The sequence below is a fragment of the Butyrivibrio proteoclasticus B316 genome (assembly GCF_000145035.1).
In the GTDB taxonomy this organism is placed as follows: Bacteria; Bacillota; Clostridia; order Lachnospirales; family Lachnospiraceae; genus Butyrivibrio; species Butyrivibrio proteoclasticus.
On the sequence record NC_014387.1, the window covers coordinates 549,517 to 565,651 of the forward strand.

Here is a 16,135-nt window from a genome sequence, read left to right on the forward strand (position 1 = left end):
CCGCTTCTTAAGGAGGTGGCATGATGAAAAAAATAGTTGTTGTTGGAAGTGGAGAATTCGCAAGAGAAGTAAAGTGGCTAGTTGAAAGAATCAATCATGCCGAGAATATTTGGGATTTTTTAGGATTCATTGACAATGACGTTAGCAATCCCGATGTGATTGGGAATGATGAATATATGCTATCTGCAAGAGAGGAATTATATGCAGTTGTAGCAATTGGATCTCCGGATATTAGGAAAAGAATAGTTGAAAAGTATAAGCGTAATCCTAAAATATATTTTGCAAATCTTATTGATCCTAGCGTGATTATGTCTGATAGCCTAGATTTAGGCGAGGGTAATATTGTATGCGCTGGAAATATACTGACTGTAGATATTACAATTGGAAATCATAATATTATAAATTTAAACTGTACTGTGGGCCATGATACTGTAATTGGGGATTATGTTACTATTAATCCTGGTGTTAATGTTTCTGGAAAAGTGACAGTAAATTCTAATACATTTATTGGTACTGGAGCCAAAATAATACAAGGGTTAACTATTGGAGAGGGAGTAGTCTTAGGAGCAGGAGCAGTGGCTACGAAAAATATACCAGCTAGGACTACAGCGGTAGGTGTTCCTGCAAAAGTGATTAAGAATAATAGGGAAAAGTAATGAATGATACTATAATAATCGCAGAGGCAGGTGTTAATCATAACGGCAACATTGAAATTGCAAAGAAATTGATAGTTAAGGCTAAGGAATGCGGTGCAGATATTGTTAAGTTCCAAACAGCTAAGCTTGATTCACTTGTTTCAAAGACAGCAAAGATGGCAGAGTACCAGAAGGAAAATATAGGCAAAGAAGAATCTCAAAAAGAAATGCTTAGCAAGCTATTGCTATCATTTGAGACATTCGAGGAGCTGGCAGATTATTGCAAGGAAGTTGGAATACAGTTTTTATCTACACCTTTTGATATTGAAAGTATACAATTCCTTGATTCCATGCAGAATATATGGAAAGTTCCTTCAGGTGAAATAACTAACTATCCTTATTTGGTTGAAATTGCTAGAACAGGAAAAGACATTATTCTTTCTACTGGGATGAGTACACTTCAGGAAGTAGAAGATGCACTTAATGTATTAAGGCAAAATGGTGCAAGTGAAATTATACTTTTGCATTGCACAACCAATTATCCTACACCTATGCAGGATGTTAACTTGAGGGCTATGCTCACTTTGAAAGAGAAATTTGGATGCAAGATAGGTTATTCTGACCACACTCAGGGTATTGAAGTTCCAATAGCTGCTGTGGCATTAGGTGCTACTGTTATAGAAAAACATTTCACTTTAGACAAAAATATGGAAGGCCCTGATCATAAAGCCAGCATTGAACCGGATGAATTTGCACAGATGGTCAAATCAATTCGAAATATTGAAAAAGCGCTTGGAAATGGAGAGAAGACTCCTTCTCAATCCGAGATTGCAAATATTGCTGTTGCAAGAAAGAGTATTATTGCATTGAAGGAAATCAAGGCGGGAGAGGTTTTTTCTGAAGAGAATATAACTACTAAGCGCCCAGGTACAGGAATTAACCCTATGAGATGGAATGAAATACTAGGCCAAAAAGCTAAGCGCGATTTTGCAGAGGATGAGTTGATAGAAGTATGAAAAAGGTTGCTATTGTAACGGCTACAAGGGCTGAGTATGGGCTGTTGTCACCAGTTATCAGAAAGCTAAGAGAATATGAGTCATCCGATTTCAAAGTGGATTTGATTGTAACTGGTACGCACTTAAGCGACACATACGGCAACACTGTCAGCGAAATAGAAAATGATAATATAAGGGTTGATTATAGAATCAATATTTCTGTAGATAACGCATCAGATGTTGACGTATCTTTTAATCAAGCAGATACGCTTGTAAAATTTACTAAACATTTTGCAAAAGAGCGGTATGATGCAGTAATTCTTTTGGGAGATAGATATGAAATGCTTGCAATAGCTATTGCGGCTGGCAATACTAAGACGCCGATTTTTCATTTGTGCGGAGGAGATACCACAGAAGGCGCAATTGATGAGTGGATAAGACATTCCATTACCAAGATGAGCTATCTTCATTTTACTACTAATGGAATAAGCAGGAAACGAGTGGTTCAGCTTGGTGAAGATCCTCAGAGAGTATTTAATTTCGGCTCTACGAGCATCGACAATATAATGCGGATTGCTGATATGAGTAAAGTAGACGCACTCAGGAGTGTGGGACTTTACGATTGTACATATGCAGTTTGCACGTACCATCCTGTGACCATGGAAAACGAAAGTGTTGATTATCAAATTGGGGAGTTTATCAAGGCTATAAAAGCTTTTCCTGACATCCAGTTTATTGTGACCAAATCCAATGCAGATCAGGGCGGAAATAGAATCAATGAACTGTTAGATGAAGCGGCTGAAAACATGGATAATATGCATGTATATACTTCGCTTGGAGTGAAAAGATATTTATCTCTTATGAAGTATTCTGAATTTGTTCTTGGAAATTCATCTAGTGGAATTATAGAGACACCAGCGTTTCATGTTCCTACTGTAAATATTGGAGATCGGCAGAGAGGCCGATTGCAGTCTGATAGCATAATCAATTGCCAACCAGATAGTTTGAGCATTATCAGTGCTATCAAGAAGGCTATGTCTGAAGAGCATAAAGCTATTTGCAAGGATGTGATAAGTCCATACGGTGATGGACATGCTGCGGAAAGAATAGCTGAAAAGATTGTTGAAGTAATAAAAGAGGGGAGAATAGATCTTAAAAAGAAATTTTATGATCTAATATAATATATGAATGTAGTAGTAATCGGACTTGGATCCATGGGAAAGCGTCGAATAAGGCTGATTAAGGCGTTATATCCCGAGTATACAGTATATGGAGTTGATAGCAGAGAAGATAGAAGAAATGTTGCCAAAGAAGAACTAGGCGTAGATTCGTTTGAATCCGTTGACTTATTGCAAAATGTGGATTGTGCTTTTGTATGTACATCTCCGCTTTCTCATGCTGCAATAATACGAGATTGTCTTTCAAAAAAATGGAATGTTTTTACAGAGATAAATCTGGTGGACGATGGTTACGATGACAATATAGAGCTTGCGAGGAACAATGGCTGTAAACTCTTTCTTTCTTCAACATTTCTTTATAGAGATGAGACTAGGTACATTCGCTCTAAAGTAGATGATAGTTGCAAATGGAATTACGTTTACCACATAGGGCAGTATCTTCCTGATTGGCATCCTTGGGAGAACTATAAGGACTATTTTGTAGGAAATAAGCGCACAAATGGTTGTCGCGAAATATTAGCAATTGAACTCCCTTGGCTTGTAGAGACATTTGGAAATGTCAATAAGTATAGTGCGGTAGCGGATAGGATAACAGCCCTAGGCATAGATTATGATGATAATTACGCTATACAACTTCTTCACGAAAATGGAAACAAAGGTCTTCTAATGGTTGATGTTGTATCTCCGGTGGCAGTGAGAAAGTTTGAGGCTTATTCAGAAGGCAAGTATTTATCATGGAGTGGTACGCCAGATAGTTTATTTGAGTATAAACAGAACAGTAATAGCCTTGAAAAAGTGTTATTTGCGGAAGAGACAGAGCATGTTGAAGGCTATAGCTCTTTTGTTGTTGAAAATGCCTACAAAAATGAGATTGAGGACTTTTTTGAAATGATAAAAAGTGGTAGAGAACCGCTTCATAGTTTTGAAAAGGATAAAAAGATAATAAAGCTGATAGGTGAACTAGGGGCTTAATGGAGATGAAAAGATATAAAGTTCTTTTTGTGGGAATAGGTTCTATAGCAAGAAGGCATATAAGGAATATGCTGGACATCGGAGAACAGATTGGAGCACAATTTGAAATTGATGCGTTTAGACGCGGTACCGATAAGGACTATGGAATCAGCGATGTTTATCAGGAAATATCGGATGTTCCGGATGATTATGATATAGTCTTTATAACAAATCCTACGGAGTTACATCTAGCCTCGATAGAACAGTTTAATAAAAAGGGCAAGAACTTTTTTATCGAAAAACCTGTTGTTTCTCTTGGCCAGATTAGTAATGCAAGGAAATTTGAACCGAAAATAGATTCGGTGTACTATGTGGCATGCCCACTAAGATATAATGCTGTCATTAATTACATAAAAGATAATATTGATTTGAATGACGTAATATCTGTTAGAAGTATATCTTCGAGTTATCTTCCGGACTGGAGACCTGGACAGGATTATAGAGATACATACAGTGCACACAGAGATTTAGGAGGAGGAGTCAGCATAGATTTAATACATGAATGGGATTATCTGTCATATCTTTTTGGGTTCCCTAATAGTGTAAAATCTATGATTGGAAGAGTTTCTGACTTGGAAATCGATAGTGATGATTACGCTATTTATATCGCACAGTATGATAAAATGGTAGCGGAATTGCACTTGGATTATTTTGGCAGGAATACAATCCGAGAGATACAGCTTTTTACAAGAGAAGATACTATTATTGGAGACATAGTAGGGAATAGCATAAGATTTTTGAAAGAAGGAAGAGAGATTTCTTTTGATGAGAATCGCGATGACTATCAAAAGAGAGAACTTATGCATTTTTTAGATATTATAGAAGGGAAGACGTCTTGTGATAGTGATTATTACCATGCACTTAAAGTGCTGGAATTAACACAAGGAAATATATAAAGAATGAAAATATTATTTACTATTTGCGGAAGAGCTGGTTCAAAAGGAATAAAGAATAAAAATCTTCGTAAGTTTTGCGGATATTATTTGGCTCATTATTCATTATCTGCTATTGATTTGTATGTAAAACGACATCCAGAAATTGAGTATGATGTGGTTGTTAACTCTGATAGCCAGGAACTATTGGAACTTGTAAGCAATAACAAGTTTATGAAAGTGAATAAGATTGAACGAGATTCTTGCTTGGCAGGGGATACCATAGGCAAGATAGATGTAATTAATGATTGTCTTTCTAGAATGGAACAGCAGGCACGTACTCATTATGATGTAGTTGTAGACCTTGATATCACATCTCCGCTAAGAACTGTTGAAGATATAGAGAATGTAATAAATCTTCATGTTGAGAAAAAAGCAGATGTTACTACCACAGTTGCGCTAGCTAGACGTAATCCATATTTCAACCAAGTCAAGAGAACTGAACATGGGGTTAAAAAAGTTATTTCATCTGATTTTACATCCAGACAGCAGGCTCCTGAAATTTATGATATGAATGCATCTATCTACGCGTACAACCCAGATTATTTGAGAACTGGAAAAGGCGTTTTGGACGGATATTGCGAAGTGGTTGAGATGTACGATACGGGTATTCTGGATTTGGATCATGAGAATGATTTTGTGTTAATGGAAGTTATAGGGGAGTATTTGTTTGAGAATGTGAGCGGTTTTGCCGAAGTAAGGAAAAATATCCAATCTTGAATGGATGACGGTCATAGATAAATAGGCTGGTGATACATGTGTGGAATAGCAGGCTTTTGCCACGGAAAAGATGATTCAATAGATAATATAAAGAATATGACAGATAGAATCAGGCACAGAGGGCCTGATTCATTTGGGTACTGGAAAACTGAAGATGATTCTGTAGTTCTTGGGCACAGAAGACTTGCTATATTGGATGTCTCGGAGGCTGGTTCGCAGCCGATGATTTCAGCTAGCGGTGATTATGTGATTGCGTTTAATGGTGAAATATATAATCATAAGCAGTTGACTGAAAAGATTAGGAATAAGAATATTCATTTTAGAAGTATTACAGATACTGAGATATTACTAGAAGCTTTTGAATATCTTGGGATTGATAAAACTCTAGAAGCTATTAAGGGAATGTTTGCTATAGCTCTTTATGACAGAAAGAATAAAGAGCTATTTCTAGTTAGGGATAGGGCTGGGGAAAAACCTTTATACTATGGTTTTATAAATGGAAGATTTACTTTCGCATCAGAATTATCATGTTTCACAGCGCTAGATGATTTTAAACGAGAAATAGATTATTCGGCCACTGAATTGTTTTTTAGAAGAGGATATATTCCTGCGCCATTCTCTATTTATAAAGGAATTAAGAAACTTGAACCAGGACATTATCTGAAAATAAAAGAGCCGTATGATACGGTGGAGGATATTACATATTGGTCTTCATATGATAAATATGTGGAGTGTCAAAAAAACAAGTTTAATGGAAGCATGGATGAAGCGGCAGAAATAATTGAGTCATTGCTCAAAGATTCTATAAGCGGACAAATGATTTCTGATGTACCACTAGGAGCGTTTTTATCTGCAGGGATAGATAGCACTACGATTATTTCTTTGATGCAACAAGTTTCTTCACAGCCAATTAGATCATTTACTATAGGAGTTGACTCTCCAGAGTATAATGAGGCGCCTATAGCTGCTCAGACTGCCAAGATTTTGGGTACAAAACACACTGAAAAATATGTTTCCGTTGAAGAACTTAAATCAGTTATTCCTAGTTTAAGTAAAATATATACAGAACCTTTTGCAGATTCATCACAAATACCGACGAGTATTATCAGTCAGATAGCAAAACAAGATGTTACCGTTGTTCTAAGTGGCGACGGCGGAGATGAGCTATTCTGCGGCTATCCTAGGTATAATGGTTGGGTTACGGATTCTTGGAGCAAACAAAAGAAATTGCCTTTTGGTATACAGCATGCTAGGGCGCGAGCAATGATGTTGGCGGGAAAGAGTAAAAATGATCCATATGTTAAGAGACTTATGGCAAGCTCTTTGCCTGAATTATATGCGGCTGTTTCTGTTTCCGATACTAGTTTTTTAAAGAATCCTGATAATTACCAAGACTATTTTGATCTATTTCCTAGCGATGATATACTTTCTGATCAAGACAGATTGATGGCAATGGATTTCAAGATGTATTTACCGGACGATATTTTAGCTAAGGTAGATAGAGCATCAATGATTCATTCGTTGGAAACAAGAGTGCCTTTTTTGGATAGAGATGTAATAGAATTTGCTTGGAGACTACCTTTAGAGTATAAGTTTCATAATGGCGTTACCAAAAGAGTTCTTAGGAAAATTGTTTACACATATGTACCAAAGGAACTATTAGAGCGCCCTAAAACTGGCTTCTCGATTCCACTGGACAAGTGGATGAGAGATGGCGAGTTGCGGGAATGGGCTGAGGCACTGATGAGTCCAGCATCTATAGAGAGCGCTTCGGTTCTTGATACTAATAGTATATTGAAAATGTGGCGTGATTATATAGATGGTGGTAAGTGGAATGAAAGTATTTGGTATGTACTTGTATATTTGGATTGGCTTCATAGAATCAATTGATTGGGGATGTTTTTGATGATAGATAGGTTATTTGCACATGATAATAAAATAGATATTTCACAACAACAGAAGATAGGTGTTTTTGTTGTTTTTGTGCAGGTTCTATTAGTTTTAGTTTGGGTATCTAGGCAAGGTAGCTTATACTGGGATACTTTTTATAGTTTTGAGAAAACTCACTATATTACTGATACAGAATATGGAAATCATTATATTAACGATGACAAAGAGTATAGTATCAATCAGTGGCTTGGCGCAGGTTATGTTCAGTACACTCTGTTCGTAGATAGAAGAGAGTCGGTTTTTTTTGTTAAGTTGCCATTCTTAGCAAAAACATTTCTTAAAGATCCATATTTTGTACTTTTAAATGCTTTAGAAGCAGTCTTTTCGCCAAGACAAGTTTCAAAATGGCCGGGAGTGTGGCTTAATATAGGCTCATTTCTTGTATCACAATTTGTACTATGGAATGCTGTAAAGAAGATATTCAGAGATGATAATAAAGCGTTATTAGCTATAGTAATGTATGGATTTAGTGGGATGGCAGTATCTATGGCTACATATGTAAGATTCTATAGCTTTTCTACTATGCTCTTAATGCTGTTCGTAGGCTTTCATGTAATTATGTGGGATTTACAAACAGAAGACTGGTTCAAACGATTGTTGTTTGAGGCAATGGCACTATTGAGCGCGTATTTGTCCGTGAGATCTACGCAGCTTACTTTATTTTTTTACTCAATATTTATAATCATTTATGGTATAGCTTTATTATCCCATAGACATATTACAAAATTTATTTTGTATTTTTTTCCAATGTTGTGTGGTGGGGGGATATATATATACAAGAATTCATATTATTTAGACATGTTGTTTGATCCATCAGAAACAATAGATGTTGCTATTGGGCCCGCAATATGGATGTTAGATAGTTACTTGTCATTGAATCCCATAGCTTTTATTAATCGATTAGCACATACATTTTTGTATATGGGTAAGTATGGATTTGGCTTTTGGCCAGTTTTCCTTTTATTTGTTATCATTTTTGTGTATACAATGATTAAAACCAAAGGAAAACTTCTTTCTGGAACGATGGAGAAAGTTATTTTAAGTTCATTTGCTCTATTTATGGTCGTTGCTACATGTTTCAATTTCTATGTGCAGACAAGGTACACCTCCTACATATACCCTATTCTTGCGCTGATTAGTGCTAGTACTTTGGTAGCATTTATTAACATTACTAATAAATCAGTATATTCTAAGATTATAGTTGGATTTATCATTGCGTCTATCGTTTATTCTTCAGTTAGTGGACTGAGAGTGGATTTTGTTTTTTCTCAGGACAAGGAACCATTACAGCATGTTAGGGAGTCTGGAATAGAAGATGTCGTAGCTATTCAACAGGATATTCATAATCTGGATGCAGAGATAATATATGAGGCAGCCTATAATTTGTCTGCAGACGCTCGTATTATGCCACTGATGTATACGGATATAGATGAAATTTGCCCAAGCCTTCCAGATGCTATTTTGCTAGTTAATAGATTGGACTTTGACCAAACCAAAGAGTTTGAACGAAATGGATATGAGATAGAATGGCAGGAAGAGACATACTGCTATAGATATTGTTATATGAAACGATGAAAGAGAGTTAGATATGTGTGGCATATCAGGAATTGTTATAAAAGAGCGTGCTAGACAATATAAGAATGAATTATACAATATGCGCGAGTCTATTCGCTATAGAGGGCCGGATGAAGAAGGTGAGTATTATTTTGATAATTGTGCACTTGGCCATGTGAGATTAAGCATAATTGATATAAAAAATGGTCAGCAGCCAATGTTAAATAATAGGAATAAAACGGCTGTTGTTTTTAATGGAGAGATATACGGATATAGAGATATCATAATTAAAGAGGATCTTACTAATAGAGTTTCCACTAGTTGTGATACAGAAGTATTGTTGGCTCTATATGAAAAATATGGAACTGATATGATGAAGAAAGTCCCTGGAATGTTTGCATTTGCAATTTGGGATGATCTTAATCAGCGTTTGTTCTGCGCAAGAGATAGATTTGGCGAGAAGCCATTTTATTATGCATTCGGAAGAAATGGAGAATTCATATTTGCATCTGAGATAAAGGCAATACTGGCAACAGGACTGGTGGAACCGGTATTGGACAAGAACGTTCTAGGATCATATTTAAAACGTTCGTACGTGTATCCTACGAAGACGATATATAAAAATGTATTTGCTTTACCACCTGCTCATCAATTGATATTTGATTTGGAGGGTGAGGCTAATATATCAAGGTATTGGGATTTACCTCAAACGAACAAGTTAATAACAGAGGAAGAGGCAGTTGAAGAATTTACAAGGCTTTTTCATAAGGCAGTAAGGAATCAGCTTGTTGCAGATGTTCCTCTAGGAGCTTTTTTAAGCGGCGGACTTGATAGCGGCACAGTGGTTTCTGTAGCATCGGAATATAAGCCTAATCTTACAACGATTTCTTTTGCATTTGAAAATGGTGTGGATGAATCCAAATATGCGGAGGGAATGGCCAAGAAATATGGTACTAACCACATCACTTTACATAGTGGGGACTATAATATAGCAGATTTGCTCAATAAGATGAATGTTTTATTTGATGAACCCTTAGCTGATCCTGCTACTGTTCCAGCGTACTTGATATCCAAGGCTGCAAGAGATAATGTCAAGGTAGTGCTAACTGGGGATGCAGGTGATGAACTGCTAGGTGGATACAGTTATGCATATAGGACTATGGCGTATGCTCTTAAATATCAGCAGAGTGCTATACCTTTGGGATTGAGAGAATTCTTATTACATGTGATAGAACACTTTGACTATAGGAGTATGAAAGCTCTAGAGAAAAAAGGAAGATATGACTCACTTACCGATATAAGAAGGCGTGATAATTTTTTGAAGCACAATGCAGCTAAAAATGCCAAGCTGGATCTCTCTGATATTATAGATTTTTACCGCAATAGTAATAGGATAATGGATGAAGACATGCTTGGCAAACTTGGAATACTACCATTTGATGAAAGCTATTTTATTAGTGATCAGTATCTGCCAGGAAATCAATTGGATAATTTATTGAGATACGATATAGTTGGGTATTTGCCAGGAAATGGATTCCTCAAGACAGATAGGACAACTATGGCAGTTTCTCTTGAGAGTAGAACACCTTTTTGTGACTATGAACTTGCTGATTTTTGTATCTCGTTGCCATTCGAATATAAGGTAAAAGGGAATATAGATAAATATATTCTCCGGAAAGCTTTTTCTGATAAGTGGACAGATGAAATTAAGCATAACGTCAAAAATGGTTTTTCACCTCCAATGGGGGAGTGGCTTAAGGATAGAGAAATAGTCGCTATGACTGGAGATTTACTGAGAAATCCAAATGGTAAAGTGTTCTCAGTTATAGATTATAATGGTGCTCAACAAGTATTAGATGGTGCAGAAGGTTGGCCAAAGTGGGAACTATTGATATTGGCTTTATGGATAGAAACGCATAAATGCTATGTGGAATAAGAAAAGGATTTTTTGGAACAGTGATAAATAGGAAACATTCTAATTATCTGTACATAGTTGTGCTTGGTTTAGCTATATTTGGACTAGGTGTTCCGAGTTTTGGGAAATTACTAAATTATTATATTAACGATGTAGTCAGTTACAATGAGTGGACTCCTGAACTGGGTAATGAGTTTGAAACTAATATAGCCAGCACTTTTTATAAGAAGATGTGGTTTGTTAATATCAATGGTGCCATTAGAAATGTATTGAACCAGCCAGAAATGAATGGAGTTATAAAGCTCAATAATGGCTACTTATTATCACCTATGGATAAGTGTTCAGATGAAAAGATAAATGAGTGTGTTGATAATACAGCAACATTTAATGAGTATCTTCAAGAAAAAGGTATACAACTTGTTTATGCAGCAACGCCGTATACGTGTAGTAAATATGATGATGAGTTGCCAAAGGGAATAGAGGATTATGGTAATTCTAATGTAGATAGATTGGTATCAGGTATGCGAGAGGCAGGGATAGATACTATCGATTTCAGAGAAGAGATGCATGATGATGACATTGATCAGTATGATATGATGTATAGGACAGATCATCATTGGACTACAGAGGCAGGATTCTATGCCTATGGTGTATTAGAGGATTATATTCAGGATAAGACTGGCTGTGATGTTGATAGCAGAATATCAGATATCAGCAATTATACGGTTACAAGGTACAATAAATGGCATTTGGGATCTAATGGCCAGAGGACTGGAATATATTATGCAGGAATTGATGATTTCGATCTTATTTTGCCAGATTTTAATACAAGACTACAGGATGCAAATGGTAATGTAGGTACTATGCAGGAAATGATGATCAATACAGATCCGCTGAAGGTTAAAGACTACACATCCAGATATACTTATGATTTTGTATTAGGAAAAACATTAGGACAATATGTGAACCTTGAAGCCAAGAATGATGTTAAGCTGCTTGTAATTACAGATTCTTTTGGAAAAGCAGTTAATCAGTATCTTTCTTTGGGATTCAAGGAAGTATATTTTGTTGATAATGTTAATGTGTCCAGCATTACGCCTGAATTAATTGAATCTTATAAGCCTAGCGTTGTCATTATGTTATATTATTCGGGCGCAATTAGTGATGATAGTGTTTCATATCTTTTTTCAGGCTTTGATAATTGAAATGCTAAGATTGGAGAAGTGATGGGAGATGGGTCTATGATGAAAAGAAATTCATTCATAGATTGTTTGCGCGGATTTGCAATAATACTAGTTGTTGTAGGGCATGCGATACAGTTTGCAACGGATAATTATGATGAAATTTGGATTTATAAAGCGATTTATTCTTTCCATATGCCATTATTTATGTTTATTAGTGGAATAACAATAAGCAATAAGCAAAATGAGTGGGGAAAATGGATTGTCAGAAAGGCCAAGGCATTGATAATTCCATTTGTAGTGTGGCTTATTATTCCTTGGGTATTCAAGCGTAATTGGAGTGGCTTTTTGCACTATTTGTTGGAAGTTTTTTGGGATCCAACAATTACATATTGGTTTTTGATCAGCTTGTTTTTTAACCACGCAGTTTATGCTTTATCTCGTAGCTTTTTCAAGGTTAAAAGTGATGTAATTACTTTAAAAATAGTAATGATTGATATGGCTATTGTTGCATTGGCGAGTGTCCTAAATTTGATACATTTACCATTGGGGATAGCTAATATATCATATTACTATTTCTTCTACATAATTGGATATTATGTAAATCAGTTCCAAATCGTTTCAAAGGTTAATAAAATAACATACAAGATAATTGTGCTTGTTTTTTCGGGCGGAATATGGTTGCTATTATTATCAATGTGGAAAAGAGGTGGTTGCGTAAATGTGATGGCAGATAATAGTAATACTCAAATTTTGTCATCTGTTATGACAATGATAGCTGGGAGAGGAGTTTCATATTTGAATGCGTTATTTGGAATAATGATGTTAGTATCAATGACAGATATATTAATGCATTTTATTCCTACAAAATATACGGAGTATGTTGGACGTAATACAATGGAGATATATTTGCTTCATTTTTATTTTATTAATATGATTAACATTGGTGTATTTGCAGTGGAGATTGTACTTGGAGTAGTAACAGGCATACTTATTCCGTTATGTATATCTAGAATAGTGAGAAATGATGAATTTGGAAGACTATTATTTGGAAGGTAATTGGAGAGGAAAAGTGCTTGAAGAAAGGAATGTTCAGTATAATTATTCCATGCTATAACGTAGAGAAATATGTTAGGCATTGTGTACAAAAGCTTCAGGAGCAGGAGTACACAAACTTTGAAGTTATTCTTGTTGATGATGGTTCAACTGATGGCACATATGAAGAATGCCTTCAGTTGAAACGTGAATACGATAATATAACTGTCGCTTGTCATCTTGAGGATACTAGTAATAAACGTGTTAATCTTGGAGTGGAGGCAACCAGAAATAAGGGACTGGATATTGCTAATGGAGAGTATGTCTTTTTTTTGGATGCCGATGACAGTATTGATAACACAACATTAAAACTTGCCAAAAAAGTATTTGATAATTATGAAAATGTTGATTTCATTTTGACTGGTTTTTGCTATAGCCTAAGCGATATTGGTAAGGAGTACAGGGTTCTAGCTGATTTAAACGAAAGGCTGTATGAATGTAGAGAACTGATCGAGAATTTTCATACGAGATTACCTATGAATATCGTTTCTTGTATGGGCACTAAGATTTATAGAAGGCAGTTTTTAGAAGAATATAAGATAAGGTTTGATAGGAAATATAGATTTAATGAAGACGGAGCATTTGCACTCGATGCATTTATGAATGCCCAGTGGATTTATTATATTAATAAGCCATTATATTATTACTATCAGCGAACAGGCAGTACTACTTATTCCTATAGAGAGAATGCATTTGTTACTGTAAGTAACAGAATTGATCTGGAAGAATCTCTATACAAACAAAATGGAATATCCGATTCAAAAAAGTTTTTTATTATAGATCAGAGAACTGAACTGATAATAGGACTGCTGCGAGAAGAGGCTATTTTTAAAGGCTGGAAGTCATTTTGCAAGTTGTTTAGAGAATTTTACAAGATAGAACAAATTAGGAATGAATGTAGAGAAGTTCTTAATTATGAAAGAGGAATAAAACGAAGTATAAGACTTGCGTTATTTTTATACCATTGCAGATTATTATTATTTATTTATTATAAAACTGTCAGATACTAATTGAAGTGAAAGTGGGAAAAATCATTTTATATGGGATATAGTAGCAAACCAGCAATCGTTCTGGTTGGATACAATAGAATAGACTGTATTTCAAGACTTCTTGAGAGTGTTAATGAAGCATACTATCCTTCTGAAGATATACATCTTATTGTTAGTCTGGATAAATCTGATGTGACAGATGACATAATTAAGCAGGTTAAGAGAATTGGATTTTGCCATGGAATTATGGATATCAGAACATATCCCAAGCGGCTTGGACTAAAAGATCACATTTTAAAATGTGGAGATATGACAGAAGAGTTCGGAGCAGTGATAATTTTAGAAGATGACCTAGTTGTAGCCAGATCATTCTATGAGTATGTATGTAAGGCTCTGGATTATTATCATGACGAGGATGCTATTGCTGGAATATCTTTGTACAGTCACGCATGGAATGGCTATTCCAATTATCAGTTTTTGCCCCAGAAAAACCAATATGATACTTATCTTGGACAGTTCTCTATTACCTGGGGACAGTGTTGGACCAGAGAGCATTGGAAGCGTTTCAGGGCTTGGTACATGGAACATCAGAAATTTGTAGTGCCTAATTATAATGTACCAGAGCAGATTGAGTACTTTGGAGATCAGTCCTGGGGAAGATACTATGCATGCTATGTGGTTGATACTGATAGGTATTATGTAATTCCTTACACATCGCTTTCTACGAATTATTCTGAAGCAGGAGTTCATGGCGCGGCAATGAATACTGCTCATCAGGTAATGTTGTTATATGCTGATAGAGATTATGAGTATAGATTTGCTCCGATGGATAAGGCTATCAAGTATGATATGTTCTTTGAAAGAGTATTACGTAATACTATTATAGCCGGAATAAACTCTAATGATATTTGTTTTGATCTCAATGCACAGCATAGACAAGTTAACGGATTTAAGTATGTGTTGACGCTTGAACGGCGTGATGAGCTGGAACTTATAGCATCATATGCACTTATGCTAAGGCCTATAGAAGAAAATGTGATAAAAGGCGTTGACGGAGATGATATCTTTCTATATAAGTTGCCATATGATGGTTATGAACTAAAACGTGATGTTGAGAATCATACAAGACTTCACTATGAGCTTTATAATCATTGGAAAGAAAGACTATTACCCTATTCAAAAGAAGAATATAGAAAATCTTATTTAGCAAAAGTTGAAAAAAGGATTACTCGTGTTAAAGATAAGATTGCTCATAAACAGAGTGAACTGGTAAATGCCAGAATAGAGAGAAGAAACTCTCAAAAACCTCAGTTTACTAATGGGCATGTGCTCATGTTTCATGATGTTTCTGACATGGGTGGAGAACTTACTATCAGCCTGGAGAGATTCAAGGAAATATTAGATGCACATAAGAAAAAGGGGTATTCTTTTATTTCACTTAATGACCTGGAAAATGTGGATAATTTTGAGCAAAAATGTATTGTTACATTTGATGATGGATATAAGAGTGCACTTGATTGTGTGCCATACTTAAATGATAACAATATACCTTTTTGCGTATATGTGATTCCTTCTAGGATTGGAGACGTCGGATATCTCTCAGAGGAGGATTTGAAGACACTTTCTGCAAATACTCTTTGTACAATAGGTAATCATACAATGAATCATATCATGGCAAGGAAGAGTAATAAAAAGAAGCTTGAGCAGGAAGTAAGAAAAGCAAATGTATATTTGGAGGATATAACTGGTAAAAAGGTTGTACATTTTGCTTTTCCTTATGGTTCACCGTATGCTGTTACTATTGGAAATATTAAGTTAATTAGCAAACTGAGTCTTTTTAAGACGATTGCACTTACTTTACAAGAGGATTTAAAAGCGTCCAGAACAAAGCCTATGATTATTGGCAGATATGACGCAACTAGAGATGATATTCTAGATATTTTATAAAATATAGGAGAAATATGGCCTTTTTAGTGGTGT

General features: G+C 35.5%; 13 protein-coding genes. All 13 read left to right on the top strand.

Annotated features, from left to right (window positions below):
* The first annotated feature begins 20 nt into the window (after window positions 1–20).
* The 13 genes from BPR_RS02205 to BPR_RS02265 are packed head-to-tail and all read left to right on the top strand — an operon-like array spanning window position 21 to window position 16,102.
* On the top strand, window positions 21–656 hold the full coding sequence (locus BPR_RS02205) for an acetyltransferase (RefSeq protein WP_013279832.1): 636 nt from the start codon (window positions 21–23) through the stop codon (window positions 654–656).
* A complete protein-coding gene (gene neuB / locus BPR_RS02210; RefSeq protein WP_013279833.1) occupies window positions 656–1,651 on the top strand; it encodes an N-acetylneuraminate synthase in 996 nt (331 codons plus the stop codon). Before BPR_RS02205 ends, neuB begins: the two co-directional genes overlap by 1 nt.
* Window positions 1,648–2,811, top strand: coding sequence for a UDP-N-acetylglucosamine 2-epimerase (gene neuC / locus BPR_RS02215; RefSeq protein ID WP_013279834.1), 1,164 nt, complete (start codon window positions 1,648–1,650; stop codon window positions 2,809–2,811). The genes neuB and neuC overlap by 4 nt, the downstream gene beginning before the upstream one ends.
* A gap of 3 nt (window positions 2,812–2,814) precedes the next feature.
* On the top strand, window positions 2,815–3,780 hold the full coding sequence (locus tag BPR_RS02220) for a Gfo/Idh/MocA family protein (RefSeq protein WP_013279835.1): 966 nt from the start codon (window positions 2,815–2,817) through the stop codon (window positions 3,778–3,780).
* 5 nt (window positions 3,781–3,785) lie between these two features.
* Window positions 3,786–4,715 carry a Gfo/Idh/MocA family protein gene (locus BPR_RS02225; protein ID WP_143754249.1) on the top strand — a complete coding sequence of 310 codons (930 nt, stop codon included), beginning with the start codon at window positions 3,786–3,788 and terminating at the stop codon, window positions 4,713–4,715.
* Window positions 4,716–4,718: 3 nt separating this feature from the next.
* Window positions 4,719–5,471, top strand: a complete 753-nt coding sequence (locus BPR_RS02230; RefSeq protein WP_013279837.1) for an acylneuraminate cytidylyltransferase family protein — start codon at window positions 4,719–4,721, stop codon at window positions 5,469–5,471.
* Window positions 5,472–5,507: 36 nt separating this feature from the next.
* Window positions 5,508–7,361 (top strand): asparagine synthase (glutamine-hydrolyzing), encoded by a 1,854-nt coding sequence (gene asnB, locus BPR_RS02235; protein WP_013279838.1) that lies wholly within the window; start codon window positions 5,508–5,510, stop codon window positions 7,359–7,361.
* A 15-nt stretch (window positions 7,362–7,376) separates the two neighbouring features.
* A complete protein-coding gene (locus BPR_RS02240; protein ID WP_042256388.1) occupies window positions 7,377–8,996 on the top strand; it encodes a hypothetical protein in 1,620 nt (539 codons plus the stop codon).
* Window positions 8,997–9,009: 13 nt separating this feature from the next.
* Window positions 9,010–10,911 carry an asparagine synthase (glutamine-hydrolyzing) gene (gene asnB / locus BPR_RS02245; protein WP_013279840.1) on the top strand — a complete coding sequence of 634 codons (1,902 nt, stop codon included), beginning with the start codon at window positions 9,010–9,012 and terminating at the stop codon, window positions 10,909–10,911.
* A gap of 20 nt (window positions 10,912–10,931) precedes the next feature.
* A complete protein-coding gene (locus BPR_RS02250; protein WP_167531136.1) occupies window positions 10,932–12,095 on the top strand; it encodes an alginate O-acetyltransferase AlgX-related protein in 1,164 nt (387 codons plus the stop codon).
* Window positions 12,096–12,131: 36 nt separating this feature from the next.
* On the top strand, window positions 12,132–13,130 hold the full coding sequence (locus BPR_RS02255) for an acyltransferase family protein (RefSeq protein ID WP_167531137.1): 999 nt from the start codon (window positions 12,132–12,134) through the stop codon (window positions 13,128–13,130).
* A gap of 17 nt (window positions 13,131–13,147) precedes the next feature.
* Window positions 13,148–14,176, top strand: a complete 1,029-nt coding sequence (locus BPR_RS19480; RefSeq protein WP_052301781.1) for a glycosyltransferase family 2 protein — start codon at window positions 13,148–13,150, stop codon at window positions 14,174–14,176.
* A gap of 30 nt (window positions 14,177–14,206) precedes the next feature.
* Window positions 14,207–16,102, top strand: a complete 1,896-nt coding sequence (locus BPR_RS02265; RefSeq protein WP_013279844.1) for a polysaccharide deacetylase family protein — start codon at window positions 14,207–14,209, stop codon at window positions 16,100–16,102.
* Window positions 16,103–16,135: the final 33 nt, after the last annotated feature.

Bases quoted from the DNA above. Each gene is read 5' to 3' on its own strand.
- BPR_RS02205 (WP_013279832.1), top strand. From the start codon at position 21: ATGATGAAAAAAATAGTTGTTGTTGGAAGTGGAGAATTCGCAAGAGAA.
- neuB (WP_013279833.1), top strand. From the start codon at position 656: ATGAATGATACTATAATAATCGCAGAGGCAGGTGTTAATCATAACGGC.
- neuC (WP_013279834.1), top strand. From the start codon at position 1,648: ATGAAAAAGGTTGCTATTGTAACGGCTACAAGGGCTGAGTATGGGCTG.
- BPR_RS02220 (WP_013279835.1), top strand. From the start codon at position 2,815: ATGAATGTAGTAGTAATCGGACTTGGATCCATGGGAAAGCGTCGAATA.
- BPR_RS02225 (WP_143754249.1), top strand. From the start codon at position 3,786: ATGAAAAGATATAAAGTTCTTTTTGTGGGAATAGGTTCTATAGCAAGA.
- BPR_RS02230 (WP_013279837.1), top strand. From the start codon at position 4,719: ATGAAAATATTATTTACTATTTGCGGAAGAGCTGGTTCAAAAGGAATA.
- asnB (WP_013279838.1), top strand. From the start codon at position 5,508: ATGTGTGGAATAGCAGGCTTTTGCCACGGAAAAGATGATTCAATAGAT.
- BPR_RS02240 (WP_042256388.1), top strand. From the start codon at position 7,377: ATGATAGATAGGTTATTTGCACATGATAATAAAATAGATATTTCACAA.
- asnB (WP_013279840.1), top strand. From the start codon at position 9,010: ATGTGTGGCATATCAGGAATTGTTATAAAAGAGCGTGCTAGACAATAT.
- BPR_RS02255 (WP_167531137.1), top strand. From the start codon at position 12,132: ATGATGAAAAGAAATTCATTCATAGATTGTTTGCGCGGATTTGCAATA.
- BPR_RS02265 (WP_013279844.1), top strand. From the start codon at position 14,207: ATGGGATATAGTAGCAAACCAGCAATCGTTCTGGTTGGATACAATAGA.